General features: G+C 65.8%; 13 protein-coding genes. 8 read left to right on the top strand and 5 right to left on the bottom strand.

Annotated elements, in window-relative coordinates:
- Positions 1–25 precede the first annotated feature (25 nt).
- Genes nuoL through BP68_RS08330 form a run of 5 tightly spaced genes read left to right on the top strand, consistent with a single transcriptional unit; the run spans position 26 to position 5894 of the window.
- Positions 26–2059: an NADH-quinone oxidoreductase subunit L gene (gene nuoL / locus BP68_RS08350; RefSeq protein WP_496370573.1), complete on the top strand. Its 2034-nt coding sequence runs from the start codon at positions 26–28 to the stop codon at positions 2057–2059.
- A 13-nt stretch (positions 2060–2072) separates the two neighbouring features.
- Complete coding sequence (locus tag BP68_RS08345) at positions 2073–3548, top strand: NADH-quinone oxidoreductase subunit M (protein ID WP_496370571.1); 1476 nt, start codon at positions 2073–2075, stop codon at positions 3546–3548.
- A gap of 24 nt (positions 3549–3572) precedes the next feature.
- Positions 3573–5066 carry an NADH-quinone oxidoreductase subunit NuoN gene (gene nuoN / locus BP68_RS08340; RefSeq protein WP_496370569.1) on the top strand — a complete coding sequence of 498 codons (1494 nt, stop codon included), beginning with the start codon at positions 3573–3575 and terminating at the stop codon, positions 5064–5066.
- A 19-nt stretch (positions 5067–5085) separates the two neighbouring features.
- A complete protein-coding gene (locus BP68_RS08335; protein WP_496370567.1) occupies positions 5086–5409 on the top strand; it encodes a DUF2818 family protein in 324 nt (107 codons plus the stop codon).
- A 14-nt stretch (positions 5410–5423) separates the two neighbouring features.
- Entirely contained in the window at positions 5424–5894 is a 471-nt protein-coding gene (locus BP68_RS08330) for a DUF1178 family protein (RefSeq protein WP_496370565.1), read from the top strand.
- 51 nt (positions 5895–5945) lie between these two features.
- Here BP68_RS08330 and BP68_RS08325 read toward each other — a convergent pair whose 3' ends face one another.
- Positions 5946–7733: an ABC transporter transmembrane domain-containing protein gene (locus BP68_RS08325; RefSeq protein WP_496370563.1), complete on the bottom strand. Its 1788-nt coding sequence runs from the start codon at positions 7731–7733 to the stop codon at positions 5946–5948.
- A 53-nt stretch (positions 7734–7786) separates the two neighbouring features.
- Positions 7787–8155, bottom strand: coding sequence for a hypothetical protein (locus BP68_RS08320; protein WP_496370561.1), 369 nt, complete (start codon positions 8153–8155; stop codon positions 7787–7789).
- Positions 8156–8209: 54 nt separating this feature from the next.
- On the opposite strand from BP68_RS08320, the gene BP68_RS08315 reads away from it, so the two are divergent.
- Entirely contained in the window at positions 8210–8854 is a 645-nt protein-coding gene (locus BP68_RS08315; RefSeq protein ID WP_496370559.1) for an ABC transporter ATP-binding protein, read from the top strand.
- A gap of 41 nt (positions 8855–8895) precedes the next feature.
- Complete coding sequence (locus BP68_RS08310; protein ID WP_496370557.1) at positions 8896–9528, top strand: LysE family translocator; 633 nt, start codon at positions 8896–8898, stop codon at positions 9526–9528.
- Between the two features lie 71 nt (positions 9529–9599).
- On the opposite strand, the gene gdhA is transcribed toward BP68_RS08310, so the two are convergent.
- From gdhA to BP68_RS08295, 3 genes are all read right to left on the bottom strand, one after another.
- Positions 9600–10943, bottom strand: a complete 1344-nt coding sequence (gene gdhA / locus BP68_RS08305) for an NADP-specific glutamate dehydrogenase (protein WP_496370555.1) — start codon at positions 10941–10943, stop codon at positions 9600–9602.
- Positions 10944–11270: 327 nt separating this feature from the next.
- Positions 11271–13208 (bottom strand): DNA mismatch repair endonuclease MutL, encoded by a 1938-nt coding sequence (mutL, locus tag BP68_RS08300; protein WP_496370553.1) that lies wholly within the window; start codon positions 13206–13208, stop codon positions 11271–11273.
- Between the two features lie 35 nt (positions 13209–13243).
- On the bottom strand, positions 13244–13501 hold the full coding sequence (locus BP68_RS08295) for a YMGG-like glycine zipper-containing protein (protein ID WP_496370551.1): 258 nt from the start codon (positions 13499–13501) through the stop codon (positions 13244–13246).
- Between the two features lie 295 nt (positions 13502–13796).
- Here BP68_RS08295 and BP68_RS08290 point away from each other — a divergent pair, with 295 nt between their 5' ends.
- Positions 13797–14459: a DedA family protein gene (locus BP68_RS08290; RefSeq protein WP_496370549.1), complete on the top strand. Its 663-nt coding sequence runs from the start codon at positions 13797–13799 to the stop codon at positions 14457–14459.
- Positions 14460–14479: the final 20 nt, after the last annotated feature.

Below are 14479 nucleotides of genomic sequence, written 5' to 3'. Positions count from 1 at the left end.
ACCGGTACTTGCAAGGTTCTCAAGAATGAGTCAAACCCTTTCTGCTTCGATGCTGCTGGCAGTGCCCTTGGCACCGCTGGCGGGCTCCCTGCTAGCCGGCATTTTCGGCACGGCGTTCGGTGGTAACTGGATCGGCCGCCGTCTTTCGCATTCGCTGACCATCCTGGGCGTGCTGATCGCCTTCGTGCTGTCCGCGATGACGCTCAAGAGCGTTGCGCTGGATGGGGCGCGCTTCAACGAAACCATCTACACATGGATGGTGGTAGGTGGCCTGAAGATGGAGGTGGGCTTTCTCATCGACAGTCTCACGGCCATGATGATGTGCGTGGTGACCTTCGTGTCCCTGATGGTGCACATCTACACCATCGGCTACATGGAAGAGGATGACGGCTACAACCGTTTCTTTGCCTACATTTCGCTGTTCACGTTCTCCATGCTGATGCTCGTGATGAGCAACAACCTGCTGCAGCTGTTCTTTGGCTGGGAGGCTGTGGGCCTGGTGTCCTACCTGTTGATCGGTTTCTGGTTCAACAAGCAGACCGCCATCTTTGCGAACATGAAGGCCTTCCTGGTGAACCGGGTGGGTGACTTCGGCTTCATCCTGGGTATTGGTCTGATCGCTGCCTACACCGGTACTTTCAACTACAGCGAGATCTTCGGCAAGGCGGGTGAGCTTGGGACCATCGTCTTCCCCGGAACCGAGTGGATGCTGATCACGGTGATCTGCATTTGCCTGTTCATCGGCGCGATGGGGAAGTCCGCACAGTTCCCACTGCATGTGTGGCTGCCCGATTCGATGGAAGGCCCCACGCCTATCTCGGCGCTGATCCACGCGGCCACCATGGTGACCGCGGGCATCTTCATGGTGTCGCGCATGTCGCCGCTGTTTGAGCTGTCGGATACCGCCTTGAACTTTATCCTGGTGATCGGTGCCATCACTGCGCTGTTCATGGGCTTTCTGGGCATCATCCAGAACGACATCAAGCGTGTGGTTGCCTATTCGACCCTGTCGCAGCTGGGCTATATGACCGTGGCGCTCGGCGCATCGGCGTACTCCGTGGCCGTGTTCCACCTGATGACGCACGCTTTCTTCAAGGCGCTGCTTTTCCTTGGCGCCGGTTCGGTCATCATGGGCGTGCACCACAACCAGGACATCCGCTGGATGGGAGGGCTGCGCAAGTACATGCCAATCACCTGGATCACCTCGCTGCTGGGCTCCCTGGCACTGATCGGCACGCCGCTGTTCTCGGGCTTCTATTCCAAGGACAGCATCATCGAAGCCGTGCACGCCAGCACCTTGCCTGCCGCAGGCTTCGCCCACTTTGCCGTGCTGGCGGGGGTGTTCGTGACGGCGTTCTACTCGTTCCGCATGTATTTCCTGGTATTCCATGGCAAAGAGCGCTACGACCAGAACCCGGATGCACACCATGCCTCCGACGAGGAGCCTGATCCTCATCACCACCGCGACGATCACTCCAAGCCGCACGAGTCCCCGTGGGTGGTGACGGTGCCGCTGATCCTGCTGGCAATCCCCTCCGTCGTCATCGGCTTCATGTATATCGAGCCCATGCTGTTTGGCGACTTCTTCAAGGATGTGATCTTTGTGGACGCAGCCAAGCACCCTGCCATGGCGGAACTGGCGAAGATTTTCCACGGCCCGTTGGGAATGGCGGCGCATGGCCTGCAGACGGCACCGTTCTGGCTGGGGCTTGCGGGTGTCGCGGCGGCGTACTACATGTACATGGTCAATCCGGCGGTGCCCGCGGCGATCAAGCGCACCTTCCAGCCCATCTATACGCTGTTCGAGAACAAGTACTACCTCGACTGGATCAACGAGAACATCATCGCGCGCGGCGCGCGCGGCCTGGGGATCGCTCTGTGGAAGGGCGGAGACCAGGGCGTCATCGACGGCGCCATCGTGAACGGTTCCTGGAAGCTGGTGGGGCGCATCGCCGCCATGGTGCGCTGGATGCAGTCCGGCTACCTCTACCACTATGCGCTGGTCATGATCCTGGGGGTGTTTGCACTCATGACGTACTTCGTGTGGCTCAACAAGTAGGAGAAAAAGAAAAATGGGTTTGTTGAGTCTTGCCATCTGGGTGCCCATCGCATTCGGCACCCTGTTGCTGGCCTTGGGGCGTGACGAGCATGTGCGCGCGGTTCGTTGGCTGGCCCTCATTGGTGCCTTGATCGGCTTGGCGGTCACCGTGCCGCTGATCGGGGGCTTCGACAACAGCAGCGCTGCGGCGCAGTTCGTCGAGAAGGCCATGTGGATCGAGCGTTTCAACGTCTACTACCACCTGGGAGTGGACGGTATCGCTTTCTGGTTCGTGCCTTTGACAGCCTTTATCACCGTCATCGTGGTGATCGCCTCCTGGGAGTCGATCACCGAGCGGGTGAACCAGTACATGGGGGCGTTCCTGATTCTCTCGGGCCTGATGATCGGTGTTTTCAGCGCGCTTGACGGCATGCTGTTCTACGTGTTCTTCGAGGCCACACTGATTCCCATGTACCTGATCATTGGTATCTGGGGCGGCCCGAACAAGATCTACGCAGCCTTCAAGTTCTTTCTCTACACGCTGCTGGGCTCGCTGCTGACGCTGATCGCGTTTATCTACCTGTACAACCAATCGGGCGGCAGCTTCGATATCGCGACATGGCACAAGTTGCCCCTGTCCGCCACGGCGCAGACCCTGCTGTTCTTCGCATTCTTCGCGGCCTTTGCCGTGAAGGTGCCGATGTGGCCGGTGCACACTTGGTTGCCCGATGTGCACGTGGAGGCGCCCACCGGCGGTTCCGCCGTGCTGGCTGCGATCATGTTGAAGCTGGGGGCCTATGGCTTCCTGCGCTTCTCGCTGCCCATTGCCCCCGATGCTTCGCACGAATGGGCGTGGCTGATGATCACCTTGTCCCTGATCGCCGTGATCTACGTGGGTCTGGTGGCCATGGTGCAGAAAGACATGAAGAAGCTGGTGGCCTATTCATCCGTGGCCCACATGGGCTTCGTGACGCTGGGTTTCTTCGTCTTCAACGACATCGGTGTGTCGGGCGGCCTGATCCAGATGATTGCCCACGGCTTCGTCTCTGGCGCCATGTTCCTGTGCATCGGCGTGCTGTACGACCGCGTGCATTCCCGCGAGATCGCTTCCTATGGCGGCGTGGTCAATACCATGCCCAAGTTTGCCGCCTTCGCGCTGCTGTTCGCGATGGCCAACTGCGGTCTGCCCGCGACGGCCGGTTTCGTGGGCGAGTGGATGGTCATCATCGCAGCCGTGAAGTTCGACTTCTGGATCGGCCTGGGCGCGGCCATGGCGCTGATCCTGGGTGCCAGCTACACCCTGTGGATGTACAAGCGCGTGTACCTGGGCCCCGTGACGAATGACAACGTGCGTGGCCTGACCGACATCAACGGTCGCGAGTTCCTCGTGCTGGGGTTGCTGGCGATTGCCGTGCTCTACATGGGCATCTATCCCAAGCCCTTCACGGACGTGATGGATGTGTCCGTGGCCGAACTGCTCAAGCATGTGGCGCAATCCAAGCTCAACTGACCAGACTGAACCGGAAGATACGAGATGATTGACAACATCAGCTGGCTGGCGATTTATCCAGAGATCGTGCTGCTGGTCATGGCCTGCGTTATTGCGCTGGTGGACCTGGGCGTGACGAGTGCCCGCCGCACGGGAACCTATGTGCTCACCATGCTCACATTGGCCGTGGTGGCGGCGTTGCAGGCCATGTATGCCAGCAGCGGCAACACGTTCTACGGTTGGGGCAACATGGTGGTCAGCGACGCCATGGGCAATTGGCTCAAGTGTTTCGCCACCGTGGCCACGATGGTCGTGCTCGTTTACAGCCGTCCCTATGCGGCAGACCGAGACATGCTGCGCGGTGGCGAGCTGTTCACGCTCACCATGCTGGCTTTGCTGGGCATGTTCGCGCTGATTTCTGCCAACAACTTCCTGGTGATTTACCTGGGGTTGGAACTGCTCACGCTGTCCAGCTATGCGTTGGTGGCTCTGCGTCGCGACCACACGACGGCGACCGAGGCTGCGATGAAGTACTTCGTACTCGGCGCCATGGCCAGCGGCTTCCTGCTCTATGGCCTGTCCATGCTCTACGGTGCCACGGGCTCGCTGGACATCGGCCAGGTGTTCAAGGCCATCAATGCGGGCCAGATCCGCCACCAGGTGCTGGTGTTCGGCCTGGTGTTCGTCGTGGCCGGTCTGGCGTTCAAGCTGGGTGTCGTGCCGTTCCACATGTGGGTGCCTGACGTGTACCAGGGCGCACCTACCGCGGTGACGCTGTTCATCGGTAGCGCGCCCAAGCTGGCGGCCTTTGCCATGGTCATCCGCCTGCTGGTCGATGGTCTCCTGCCATTGGCCATCGATTGGCAGCAGATGCTGGCTGTGCTGGCCATCGGTTCGCTGCTGGTGGGGAATCTGGCTGCCATCATGCAGACCAACCTCAAGCGCATGCTGGCCTACTCCACCATTTCGCAGATGGGCTTCGTGCTGCTGGGGCTGATGTCGGGCGTGGTGCATGGCAACGTCGACGCCAACGCCGTCGAGAATGCCTACAGCTCGGCCATGTTCTACGTGGTGACCTATGTGCTGACCACGCTGGCGGCCTTCGGTGTGATTCTGCTGCTGGCTCGTGAAGGCTTCGAGAGCGAAGAGATTGCAGATCTGGCGGGCCTCAATCAGCGCAGCCCCCTGTATGCCGGTGTGATGGCAGTGTGCCTGTTCTCCATGGCCGGCATCCCGCCGCTGGTGGGCTTCTACGCCAAGCTGTCCGTGCTCCAGGCGCTGGTGGCGTCGGGCGGAGTGTTCCATATCGCCCTGGCGGTGTTCGCCGTGATGATGTCGCTGATCGGCGCCTTCTACTACCTGCGTGTGGTGAAGGTCATGTACTTCGACGCACCGCTGACGGCGAGCCGCGTTTCCGCTCCGCTGGACGTGCGCGTCGTGCTGACCGTGAACGGCGCGCTGGTGCTGATCCTGGGCCTGCTGCCCGGTGGCCTGATGGCGCTGTGCGCCGACGCCATCGTGCGCGCACTGGCCACCTGACAGGCCAGCGAACTCTGCCATGACACAGGCTGGCGCCATCTGGCTCGTGATCGTGGCCGCGTTCGTGGCGGCCAACCTGCCGTTCCTTAATGAACGGTGGTTGGTCGTGGGTCCGAGGGCCAAGGACGGCAAGTCATTCTTCATGCGCGCCCTGGAACTCCTGCTGCTGTATTTCCTGGTGGGTGGCCTGGCGTTGCTGATTGAGAAGCGGGCCGGGCAGATTGCACCCCAAGGCTGGGAGTTCTATGCCATCACGGCGGCCCTGTTCATCACGCTAGCCTTTCCCGGCTTCGTGTACCGCTACCTGATGCGCCGCAGAGGGCGGAGTACGGACGCGGACTGAAGGGGGGTTCCGCCTTGAAGGTCCTTGATCTGTTCTGCGACGGCGGCCACTCCTTTGAGGGCTGGTTTGGCTCCGAGGACGACTTTCAGAGCCAGCATGCACGGGGGCTGGTGCAATGCCCTCTGTGCGGCAGTGCCGAGATTCGCAAGGGGCTGAGTGCCCCTCGCCTGAATCTGCGAGCCTCCACTCCCTCCAGCAACAAGCAGGTCGATCCCGCGCCGCAGGCGCCTGCCGGGCAAGGGCCCGAGGGCATGCCCCAGGCCCTGCAAGGCGCTTGGCTGCATATGGCGCGGCAGATCATGGCCCGCACCGAGGATGTGGGTGGCCGCTTTGCCTCCGAGGCTCGCCGCATGCACTACGGGGAGATCGAAGAGCGCGGCATCCGTGGGCAAGCTACCCCGCAGGAGACGGCAGAGCTTCTTGACGAAGGCATCGCCGTGCTGCCGTTGCTGCTGCCAGAGGCCGCCAAGGAACCGCTGCAATAGGCTGCGCGCAAGCCGTGACGCGAAGGGCGGGAGATCTGCGTTCGCCTTGGCTCACCCGCTGAACTGCAGCGCGGCCAACCGCGCATAGCTTCCGCCAGCACGCACCAGGTCAGCGTGTCGGCCTTGCTCAACGATGCTTCCGTGCTCCAGCACCACAATGCGGTCGGCATGCTGAACCGTGGCTAGCCTGTGGGCGATGACCAGGGTGATGCGCTGGCGTGAATGCTCGCGCAGGGCAGCGTCCAGAGCTTGCTGCACGCTACGCTCGCTGTGCGCGTCCAGTGCGCTGGTGGCCTCGTCGAGCAGCAGCACGGGCGCATCTTTCAGAAGCGCTCGCGCAATGGCGATGCGCTGGCGCTGGCCACCCGAGAGGCGCACGCCATGCTCGCCCAGGAAGCTATCGTAGCCCTGCGGCAGCGCGAGGATGAAGTCGTGTGCGAACGCGGCTCGTGCAGCCGCCTCCACGGCTTCCCGTGTCGCCTCCGGCCGTCCATAGCGGATGTTTTCCAGCGCCGACGCGGAGAAGATCACGGGATCTTGCGGCACGATGGCGATGTGGTCGCGCAGCGCCCGTGGATCCATGTGACGCAAATCTGTGTCCCCCAGGGTGATCCGGCCCGCACCTACGTCGTAGAAGCGTAGCAGCAACTGGAACACGGTGGTCTTGCCGGCACCACTGGCGCCCACGAGTGCCACCGTTTCCCCGGCCTTCAGCTCTAGGTCGAAGGAGTGCAGCGCCGGCCGTTCCGGACGCGAGGGGTAGGCAAAATCCACGTGCTCAAACCGCACCGTCAACGGGTGCAATGGCGGTGCCGCGGGGAGCTGCGATGGCGCGTGGATGGCGGGCTGCGTCGCCAACAGCTCCATGAGCCGTTCCATGGCGCCGGCGGCGCGCAGCAGGTCGCCATAGACCTCGCCCAGCACGGCCACGGCACCGGCCAGGAACATGGCGTAGAGAATGGTCTGGCCCAACTGGCCGGCAGAGAGCGTGCCGGCCAGCACGGCCTGCGTGCCCAGGTACAGCCCCCACAGCAGCAGGGCGGCATTGGCGACGATGATGAAGGCCATGAGCGCCGCTCGTGCACCGCTGCGGCGCATGGCGGTGCGAAAGGCGTTCTCGGTGGCCCGTGCGAAGCGCTCCGCCTCGCGCGGTTCTGCGGCATAGCTTTGCACCACGGGGATTGCCCCCAGCACTTCCGCGGCGATGGCGCTTGCATCGGCCACGCGGTCCTGGCTGGCGCGGGACAGGCGGCGCACGCGCCGGCCGATCCACATGGACGGCAACACGATCACCACGATGGCGGCAAGCGCCAGCGACATGACGTAGGGATTGCTCCAGATCAGCATGCCCAATGCCCCGGCGCCCAGCACCGCATTGCGCAAGCCCATGGACAGGGACGATCCCACGACGGTCTGCACCAGCGTGGTGTCTACCGTGAGGCGCGACAGCACCTCGCCGGTCTGCGTCGTTTCGAAGAACTCGGGGCTTTGGTGCAGCACATGGGCATAGACCGCGTTGCGCAGGTCGGCCGTCACGCGCTCACCCAGCCAGCTCATGAGGTAGTAGCGTGTCGCAGAGAACAGCCCCAGTGCCACGGCCACGCCGAACAGCAGTCCGAAATGTCGCTGCAGGGCACCGGTGCGATCACTTTGCGTGCCCGCCAGGATCGCGCCGTCCACCAGCTGCCGCAGCGCGATCGGGAAGGCCAGCGTTGCCAGCGCGGCCAGCAGCAGGCACGCGACGGCGCAGAGGATACGCCCGGTGTAGGGCCGCAGGAAGGGCAGTAGGCCGCGCAGCGAGCGGGGCCTGCCAACGGTGCGCGAAGGATCGATGGCCATGCGCTGGAGTGTAGAAGCCGCGGTGCCTGTGCGAGCGCGTGGCTGCAGCCGCCTCAGTTGGTGCCGAAGCGGGCGCCAAAGGCCTCGGCGAAGGCCGAGCCTGTGCTGAGCGACAGGGTGAGCGTGACCCGCTCGCCCGGCAGGGCCTGCGGCGCTGGCCGCAGCTGCCGTGCCGCATGGTCATAGTCGATGGCCAGAAGGGGGTGCCCATCGCGCTCGTACTGCAGGTCATAGTCCCAGAGGCCGCCGGCCTCCACAGGCCCGCGCAGCGCGCCACATTCCGCGTGGGCCCATGCCAGCACGGCGATGATCTCGCCTTGCAGTTCCATGAGCCGCTCGGCGGGGGCGCTGGCGATCGCGTCCCAGGTGCAGGTGCCTTCGGCATCCTCGCTGTAGTCAAACTCAAGAAAATGCAATGTCATGACATCAGGCGGCCCGTGGTTCGGGCGCGAAAGAAAATGAAAGAAGACCTATCCATGTTGCCAAGGAACGATGCGGCGGTGCCCACGGTGCTTCAGGTGCAGGGGCTGTGCCATGGCTTTCCCGGACGGCCCTTGTTCGCGCAGTGGAGCGCGGACCTTCCTGCCGGTCTGACCCTGATCCAGGGCTCCGACGGCACGGGCAAGACCACCTTGCTGCGCTTGCTGGCGGGCGATTGTGCGCCACAGTCGGGGCGCCTGGTGCTGGGCGGTACGGACGTGGCCGCCCAGCCAGAGCGGTACCGTGCGCAGGTGTTCTGGCGTGACCCGCGCGCGCCCTGGCCGCAAGCGGTCTCGCCGGAAGACTGGGCCACGGAGCTCTCCACCCGCCACGGGCAATGGTCGGACGCGCAATGGCGCGCCCATGTGGCCGGATTCGGGCTGGCGCCGCATCTGCACAAGGCCATGCACCAGCTGTCGGCCGGCAGTCAGCGCAAGGTGTTGTTGGCCGCGGCATTGGCCAGCGGCGCACCGCTGACGCTGGTGGACGAACCCGTGGCGGCGCTCGACAAGGCCTCGATCGCCTATCTGCAAGAGGCGCTGGTGCGCGAGGCCAGCAACACCGCGCGGGCCGTGGTGATCGCGCACTACGACACGCTGGGCAATCTGCCCTGGCGGCGCACAATGGCGCTGCCGGAATAAACTGGCGCACCTCATTCACCGTCAGCCCTAGGAGTCCCGTCGTGGAAGCTCTCCTGTTCGCCCCCGTCGCCGTGGCCATCGCGCTCACGCCTGGCCCCAACAACTTCTGCGGGCTCAACAACGGCATCCGTGCCGGAGTGGGGGCGGCCCTGGTGGCCACTCTGGGGCGGGTGGCGGCATTTGCCATCTTCCTCACGATCTCGGCCGTGGGGCTGGGGGCCATGCTGCTGGCGTCCGAGGCGGCCTTCACGGCCGTGAAATGGGCGGGGGCCGCCTACCTGTTCTGGATCGGCTGGCGTGCCTGGCGCAGCCGCGCGTTTGGCGGTGCGGAGCTGATCGACGGCGAGGAGCATGCCCCGGTGCCCGTGCGCGCGCCGCTCAGGGCGCTGATCGCCCAGGAGTTCCTGCTGGGCATCACCAACCCCAAGGCCGTCATCTTGTTCGCCGCCATCTTTCCCCAGTTCATCGACCCCGGGCAGCCTGCGGCGCGGCAGTTCCTGGTGCTGGGGACGGTCTATCTGCTGGCGGAGTTCGTGGCCACGGCCGTCTATGCCACCTGCGGCCTGCAGATCCGCCGCTGGATCCGCACCCCGCGTGCCGTGGTGCGGCTGAACCGCGCCACAGGGGGCTTCTTCATGGGAGCGGGCGGCCTGCTGCTGTCGGCCAACCGCTGACGCGGGTACCCGCGCCCCGGCGGATCGGGCGGGCGCATGGGCCGCAGCCCGTTTGCCCACCCTGCGTGGCATCAGACCACGCCCTGTGCCAGCATGGCGTCGGCCACCTTGACGAAACCGGCCACGTTGGCGCCATCGATGTAGCTCACGCTGCCGTCTTCGCGCTTGCCGTACTTCAGGCAGGCGGCGTGGATGCCCTGCATGATCTGCAGCAGGCGGGCATCCACCTCTTCGCGCGTCCACGACAGGCGCATGGCGTTCTGGCTCATCTCCAGGCCCGAGGTGGCCACGCCGCCGGCGTTGCTGGCCTTGCCCGGAGCGTAGAGCACGCCCGCGGCCTCGAAGGCCTTGGCGGCTTCGTTCGTGGAGGGCATGTTGGCGCCCTCGGCCACGCACAGCACGCCGTTCTCGATCAGCGTCCGGGCGTCGTTCTCGTCCAGCTCGTTCTGCGTGGCGCAGGGCAGGGCCACGTCCACCTTGACATGCCAGGGGCGCACGCCGGCCTCGAAACGCACGCCGGTGCGGGCGGCATAGTCGCTCACGCGGCCGTAGTGGTGGTTCTTCACATCCATGAGGATGGCCAGCTTCTCGGGGGTGAAACCGTCCTCGTCGATGATGGTGCCGCTGGAGTCGGACACCGTCACGACCTTGGCGCCCAGTTCCATGGCCTTTTCCACGGCGTACTGCGCCACGTTGCCCGAGCCCGACACGGACACGCGCAGGCCGTCGAACGAGCGGCCCCGCGTCTTGAGCATTTCCTGGGCGAAGTACACCGTGCCGTAGCCCGTGGCCTCGGGGCGGATCAGCGAACCGCCGAAGGCCAGGCCCTTGCCGGTGAACACGCTGGCGGCGTTGTTGGCCAGCTTCTTGTACATGCCGGCCATGAAGCCCACCTCACGGCCGCCCACGCCGATGTCGCCCGCGGGCACGTCGGTGTCCGGGCCCACATGGCGGAACAGCTCGGTCACGAAGGCCTGGCAAAAGCGCATGACTTCGGCCGGGCTCTTGCCCTTGGGGTCGAAGTCCGAGCCGCCCTTGCCGCCGCCCATGGGCAGGGTGGTGAGCGCGTTCTTGAAGGTCTGCTCGAAGGCCAGGAACTTCAGTACCGACAGGTTCACCGAGGGGTGGAAGCGCAGGCCGCCCTTGTAGGGGCCGATGGCCATGCTGTGCTGGATGCGGTAGCCGCGGTTGATCTGCACATTGCCGTGGTCGTCGAACCAGGAGACGCGGAACATCACCACGCGCTCGGGCTCGACCAGACGCTCCAGCAATCCCTGTTCGGCATAGCGCGGGTGCTTCTCGATGAACGGCCAGAGGCTTTCCATGACCTCGGTCACGGCTTGCAGGTATTCGGGCTGGCCGGGGTTGCGCTGGGCAACCTGTTCAAGGAATTGGCCCACGGATTTGTGCTTCATGACGGGACTTTCTGCTCGAAAAAATGTGGCTATGCGGCAATGCAGCATCGGATTATGTCAAAAAGACATGTGGTTATGCACTGTGTTGGACGGTGTTCCCCTGGATGGGGCAGGTTTTCTCGCTCCATGCGCCTTGCTGGTGCGTTTTATTGCTCACTTTTGGTGCTGTTGGGCGTGGGCCACAAGGGCGGCCCGTGGGGGCTTTCGGCGCCCGTCGGCTGCGGGCGCGCGCACGCACGGCGCCCTGGCGGGGCGGCCATGCGCGGATGCCGAAGGTGGCGCGAAGGGTGTGCCCCCGTGCCGGCAGGGTGGATGGGGTGGGGCGCCTCAGCGCCCGCGCAGAAACAGCGCGTCCAGCTCTTTCAGGGTGAGCTGGCGCCAGGTGGGGCGGCCGTGGTTGCACTGGTCGGAGCGCTCAGTGACCTCCATCTGGCGCAGCAGGGCGTTCATCTCGTCGAGCGTGAGCCGGCGGTTGGCGCGCACCGCGCCGTGGCAGGCCATAGTGGCCAGGATCTCGCTGTGCGCGCGCTGCACCACCGTGCTGGCGTCGTGCTGGCCCAGTTCGGCCAGCACGCTGCGCGCCAGCTCCACCGGGTTGCCTTGCGCCAGCGTGGTGGGCACGGCGCGCACGGCCAGGGTGCGCGGCGAGAAGGGCACGACCTCCAGCCCCAGCATGCCCAGCGTGTCGGCATGGGCCTCGGCCGTGGCCACTTCCTCGGGGGTGGCGGCGAAGGTGGCGGGGATCAGCAGGGGCTGGCTGGCGATGCGCGCGCTGCCGTCCACCTGCGACTTCAGGCGCTCGTAGACGATGCGCTCGTGCGCCGCATGCATGTCCACCACCACCATGCCCTGCGCGCTCTCGGCCAGGATGTACACGCCGTGGAGCTGGGCCACCGCGCGGCCCAGCGGCCAGGAGGGCGCGTCGTCCGCGCCTGCGGAGGTGGTGGGGGGCACGGCGGCCGGCTGCGGCGCCCAGGCCATGGGGGCCGCAGAGGCCGGCAGCGCCGCATCCGGGGGCGCGGCGGGCTGTGGTGCGGCGGGGCTGCCCCACAGCGCCTGAAGGTCGGACACCTTGTGGCCGCCGCGTTCTTCTAATTTGATAGCTGCCTGCGCTTGCCACACGGGCGCTAGAGGCCTGTTGGGCTCTGATTCTCCCTGCGGTGATGCAGCGGAGGCCGCGGGCGGCGCGGCCGCCGCCAGGGCCTGGGCGCGCGGTGCGGCCAGGGCGTCCTCGACCGCGTGGCGCACGGCCTGGTGCACCTCGCGGCTGTCGCGAAAGCGCACCTCGATCTTGGTCGGGTGCACGTTCACGTCCACGCGCTGCGGGTCGATCTGCACGTACAGCGCATACACCGGCTGCTTCTGGCCGTGTAGCACGTCCTCGTAGGCGCTGCGCGCGGCGTGCGTCAGCACCTTGTCGCGCACGAAGCGGCCGTTCACGTAGCAGAACTGCTGGTCGGCGCGCGATCGGGCCGCGTCCGGCAGGCCGGCGCGGCCCGTCACCGTGACGGCGCCCAGGCGCCGGTGCACGGGCACGGAGTCGCGGATGAAGTCCTCGCCCAGCACGTCGGCAAGGCGGTGCTCCAGCGCCTTCTGCAGCGCGGCCTCGTCCACCTGGGTGTGGGGCGCGAGGGTGGCGCGCCACTGCTCCACCAGCTTGCCCTCGTGCCAGATGGCAAAGCCCACGTCGGGCCGGGCCAGCGCGTGGCGGCGCACGGCCTCCACGCAGTGGGCCAGCTCGGTGGCGTCGGTCTTGAGGAATTTGCGCCGCGCGGGGGTGGAGAAGAACAGCTCCTTGACCTCCACCGTCGTGCCCTGGCTGCGCGCCGCGGGCCGCAGCTCGCCGCTGCGCGCGTCCAGCAGGAAGGCGCTGGCTTGCTGCGCGGTGCGCGACAGCAGCGCCATCTCCGACACCGAGGCGATGGCCGCCAGCGCCTCGCCGCGAAAGCCCATGGTGCCGACCGACTCCAGGTCGTTCAGGTTGGTGATCTTGCTGGTGGCGTGGCGGCGCAGGGCCACGGGCAGCTCTTCCTGCGGGATGCCCGAGCCGTCGTCCTCCACGGCTATCAGGCGCACGCCGCCGGCCAGCAGGCGCACGGTGATCTGGGTGGCGCCGGCATCCAGCGCGTTGTCCACCAGTTCGCGCACGGCGGAGGCGGGGCGCTCCACCACCTCGCCCGCGGCAATCTGGCTGATGAGTTCGTCGGGCAGGTCGCGGATCGGGCGGCGCGGCGGGGAGGCAGTGTCGGTGGGCTGTGCGGTCACCGGGCGATTCTAGGCGCGGGCCATGGGCGGCTGGCTCAGTGGCGGTGGCGGTGGCCGCGGTCGTTGTTCTTGCCCACTTCGTTGCCGATGAGCGCGCCGGCGGCCGCACCGCCCACGGTGCCCAGCGTGGAGCCGAACAGGGCGCTGCCCATCAGGCCGCCGGCCACGGCGCCCACGCCGGTGCCGATCTGGGCGTTGGTCGGGCGGCTGGCGCAGCCGCCCAGTGCCAGGGCGCCGGCCAGCAGCGTGGCGGTGACGAGGGCGCGGCCAAGGGCTGTGCGAGGCGTGTTCATGGGGCTATTCCTTCAATTCGATCGGGGTTGGGGGAGCGGGCGCGGACAGTGGCGCACCGGGTTCATGGCGCCACTGTGCCGGCAGACCGTGAAGTGTGTGCGGTGTTCCCGGTTGCCAGTTGCGAGAAGTTGTTAGCAATTGCCAGGCTTGCCGTACTCGTGTTGCCTGTTGCAAGCAACTGTGACCGGCGCGCGCCCGCGCAGGGCCGGCCGGGGCGCCTCGGGGGCTTTGGACGCGGGGGTACATTACGGCGCGGCGTGCCCCGGGGGCGGCCAAAGAACAAAGGTTTGTGTTGTGGAAGTTATTCAGTTCCTGATCGATTTCATCCTGCATGTGGACAAGCACCTGGCGGCCTTCGTCGCCAGCTACGGCCCCTGGGTGTATGCGCTGTTGTTCATCATCGTCTTCGTGGAGACGGGCGTGGTGGTCATGCCCTTCTTGCCGGGCGACTCGCTGCTGTTCGTGGTGGGCGCGCTCAGCGGGGCGGGGCTGATGAGCTTTCCGCTGGCCTGTGCGGTGCTCCTGGTGGCGGCCATTTTGGGCGACCAGTGCAACTACAGCATCGGGCGGCATTTAGGGCCCAAGGTGTTCCAGTGGGAAAGCTCGCGCTGGTTCAACAAGAAGGCCTTCGACCAGGCCCATGCGTTCTACGAGCGCTATGGCGGCATCACCATCGTGCTGGCGCGGTTCATGCCCTTCATCCGCACCTTCGCGCCCTTCGTGGCGGGCGTGGCCGCCATGGAGCGGGGCAAGTTCACGGCCTACAACGTGGGCGGCGCCGTGCTGTGGGTGATGGGCATCTGCACGGCGGGCTACTTCTTCGGCAACCTGGCATGGGTGCAGCAGCACCTGGACAAGATCATCTGGGCCATGATCTTCATCCCGGGCCTGATCGCCATCCTGGGTGCGTGGCGCGCGGGGCGCAAGGCCCAGGCACAACCGGCTGCTATTGAATAAAGAGCGCCACGCGCTTGCGT

It is taken from the genome of Diaphorobacter oryzae DSM 22780, assembly GCF_059568935.1.
Note: the sequence above shows the minus strand (reverse complement) of the source record. Positions and strands in the feature narration are given on the sequence as shown.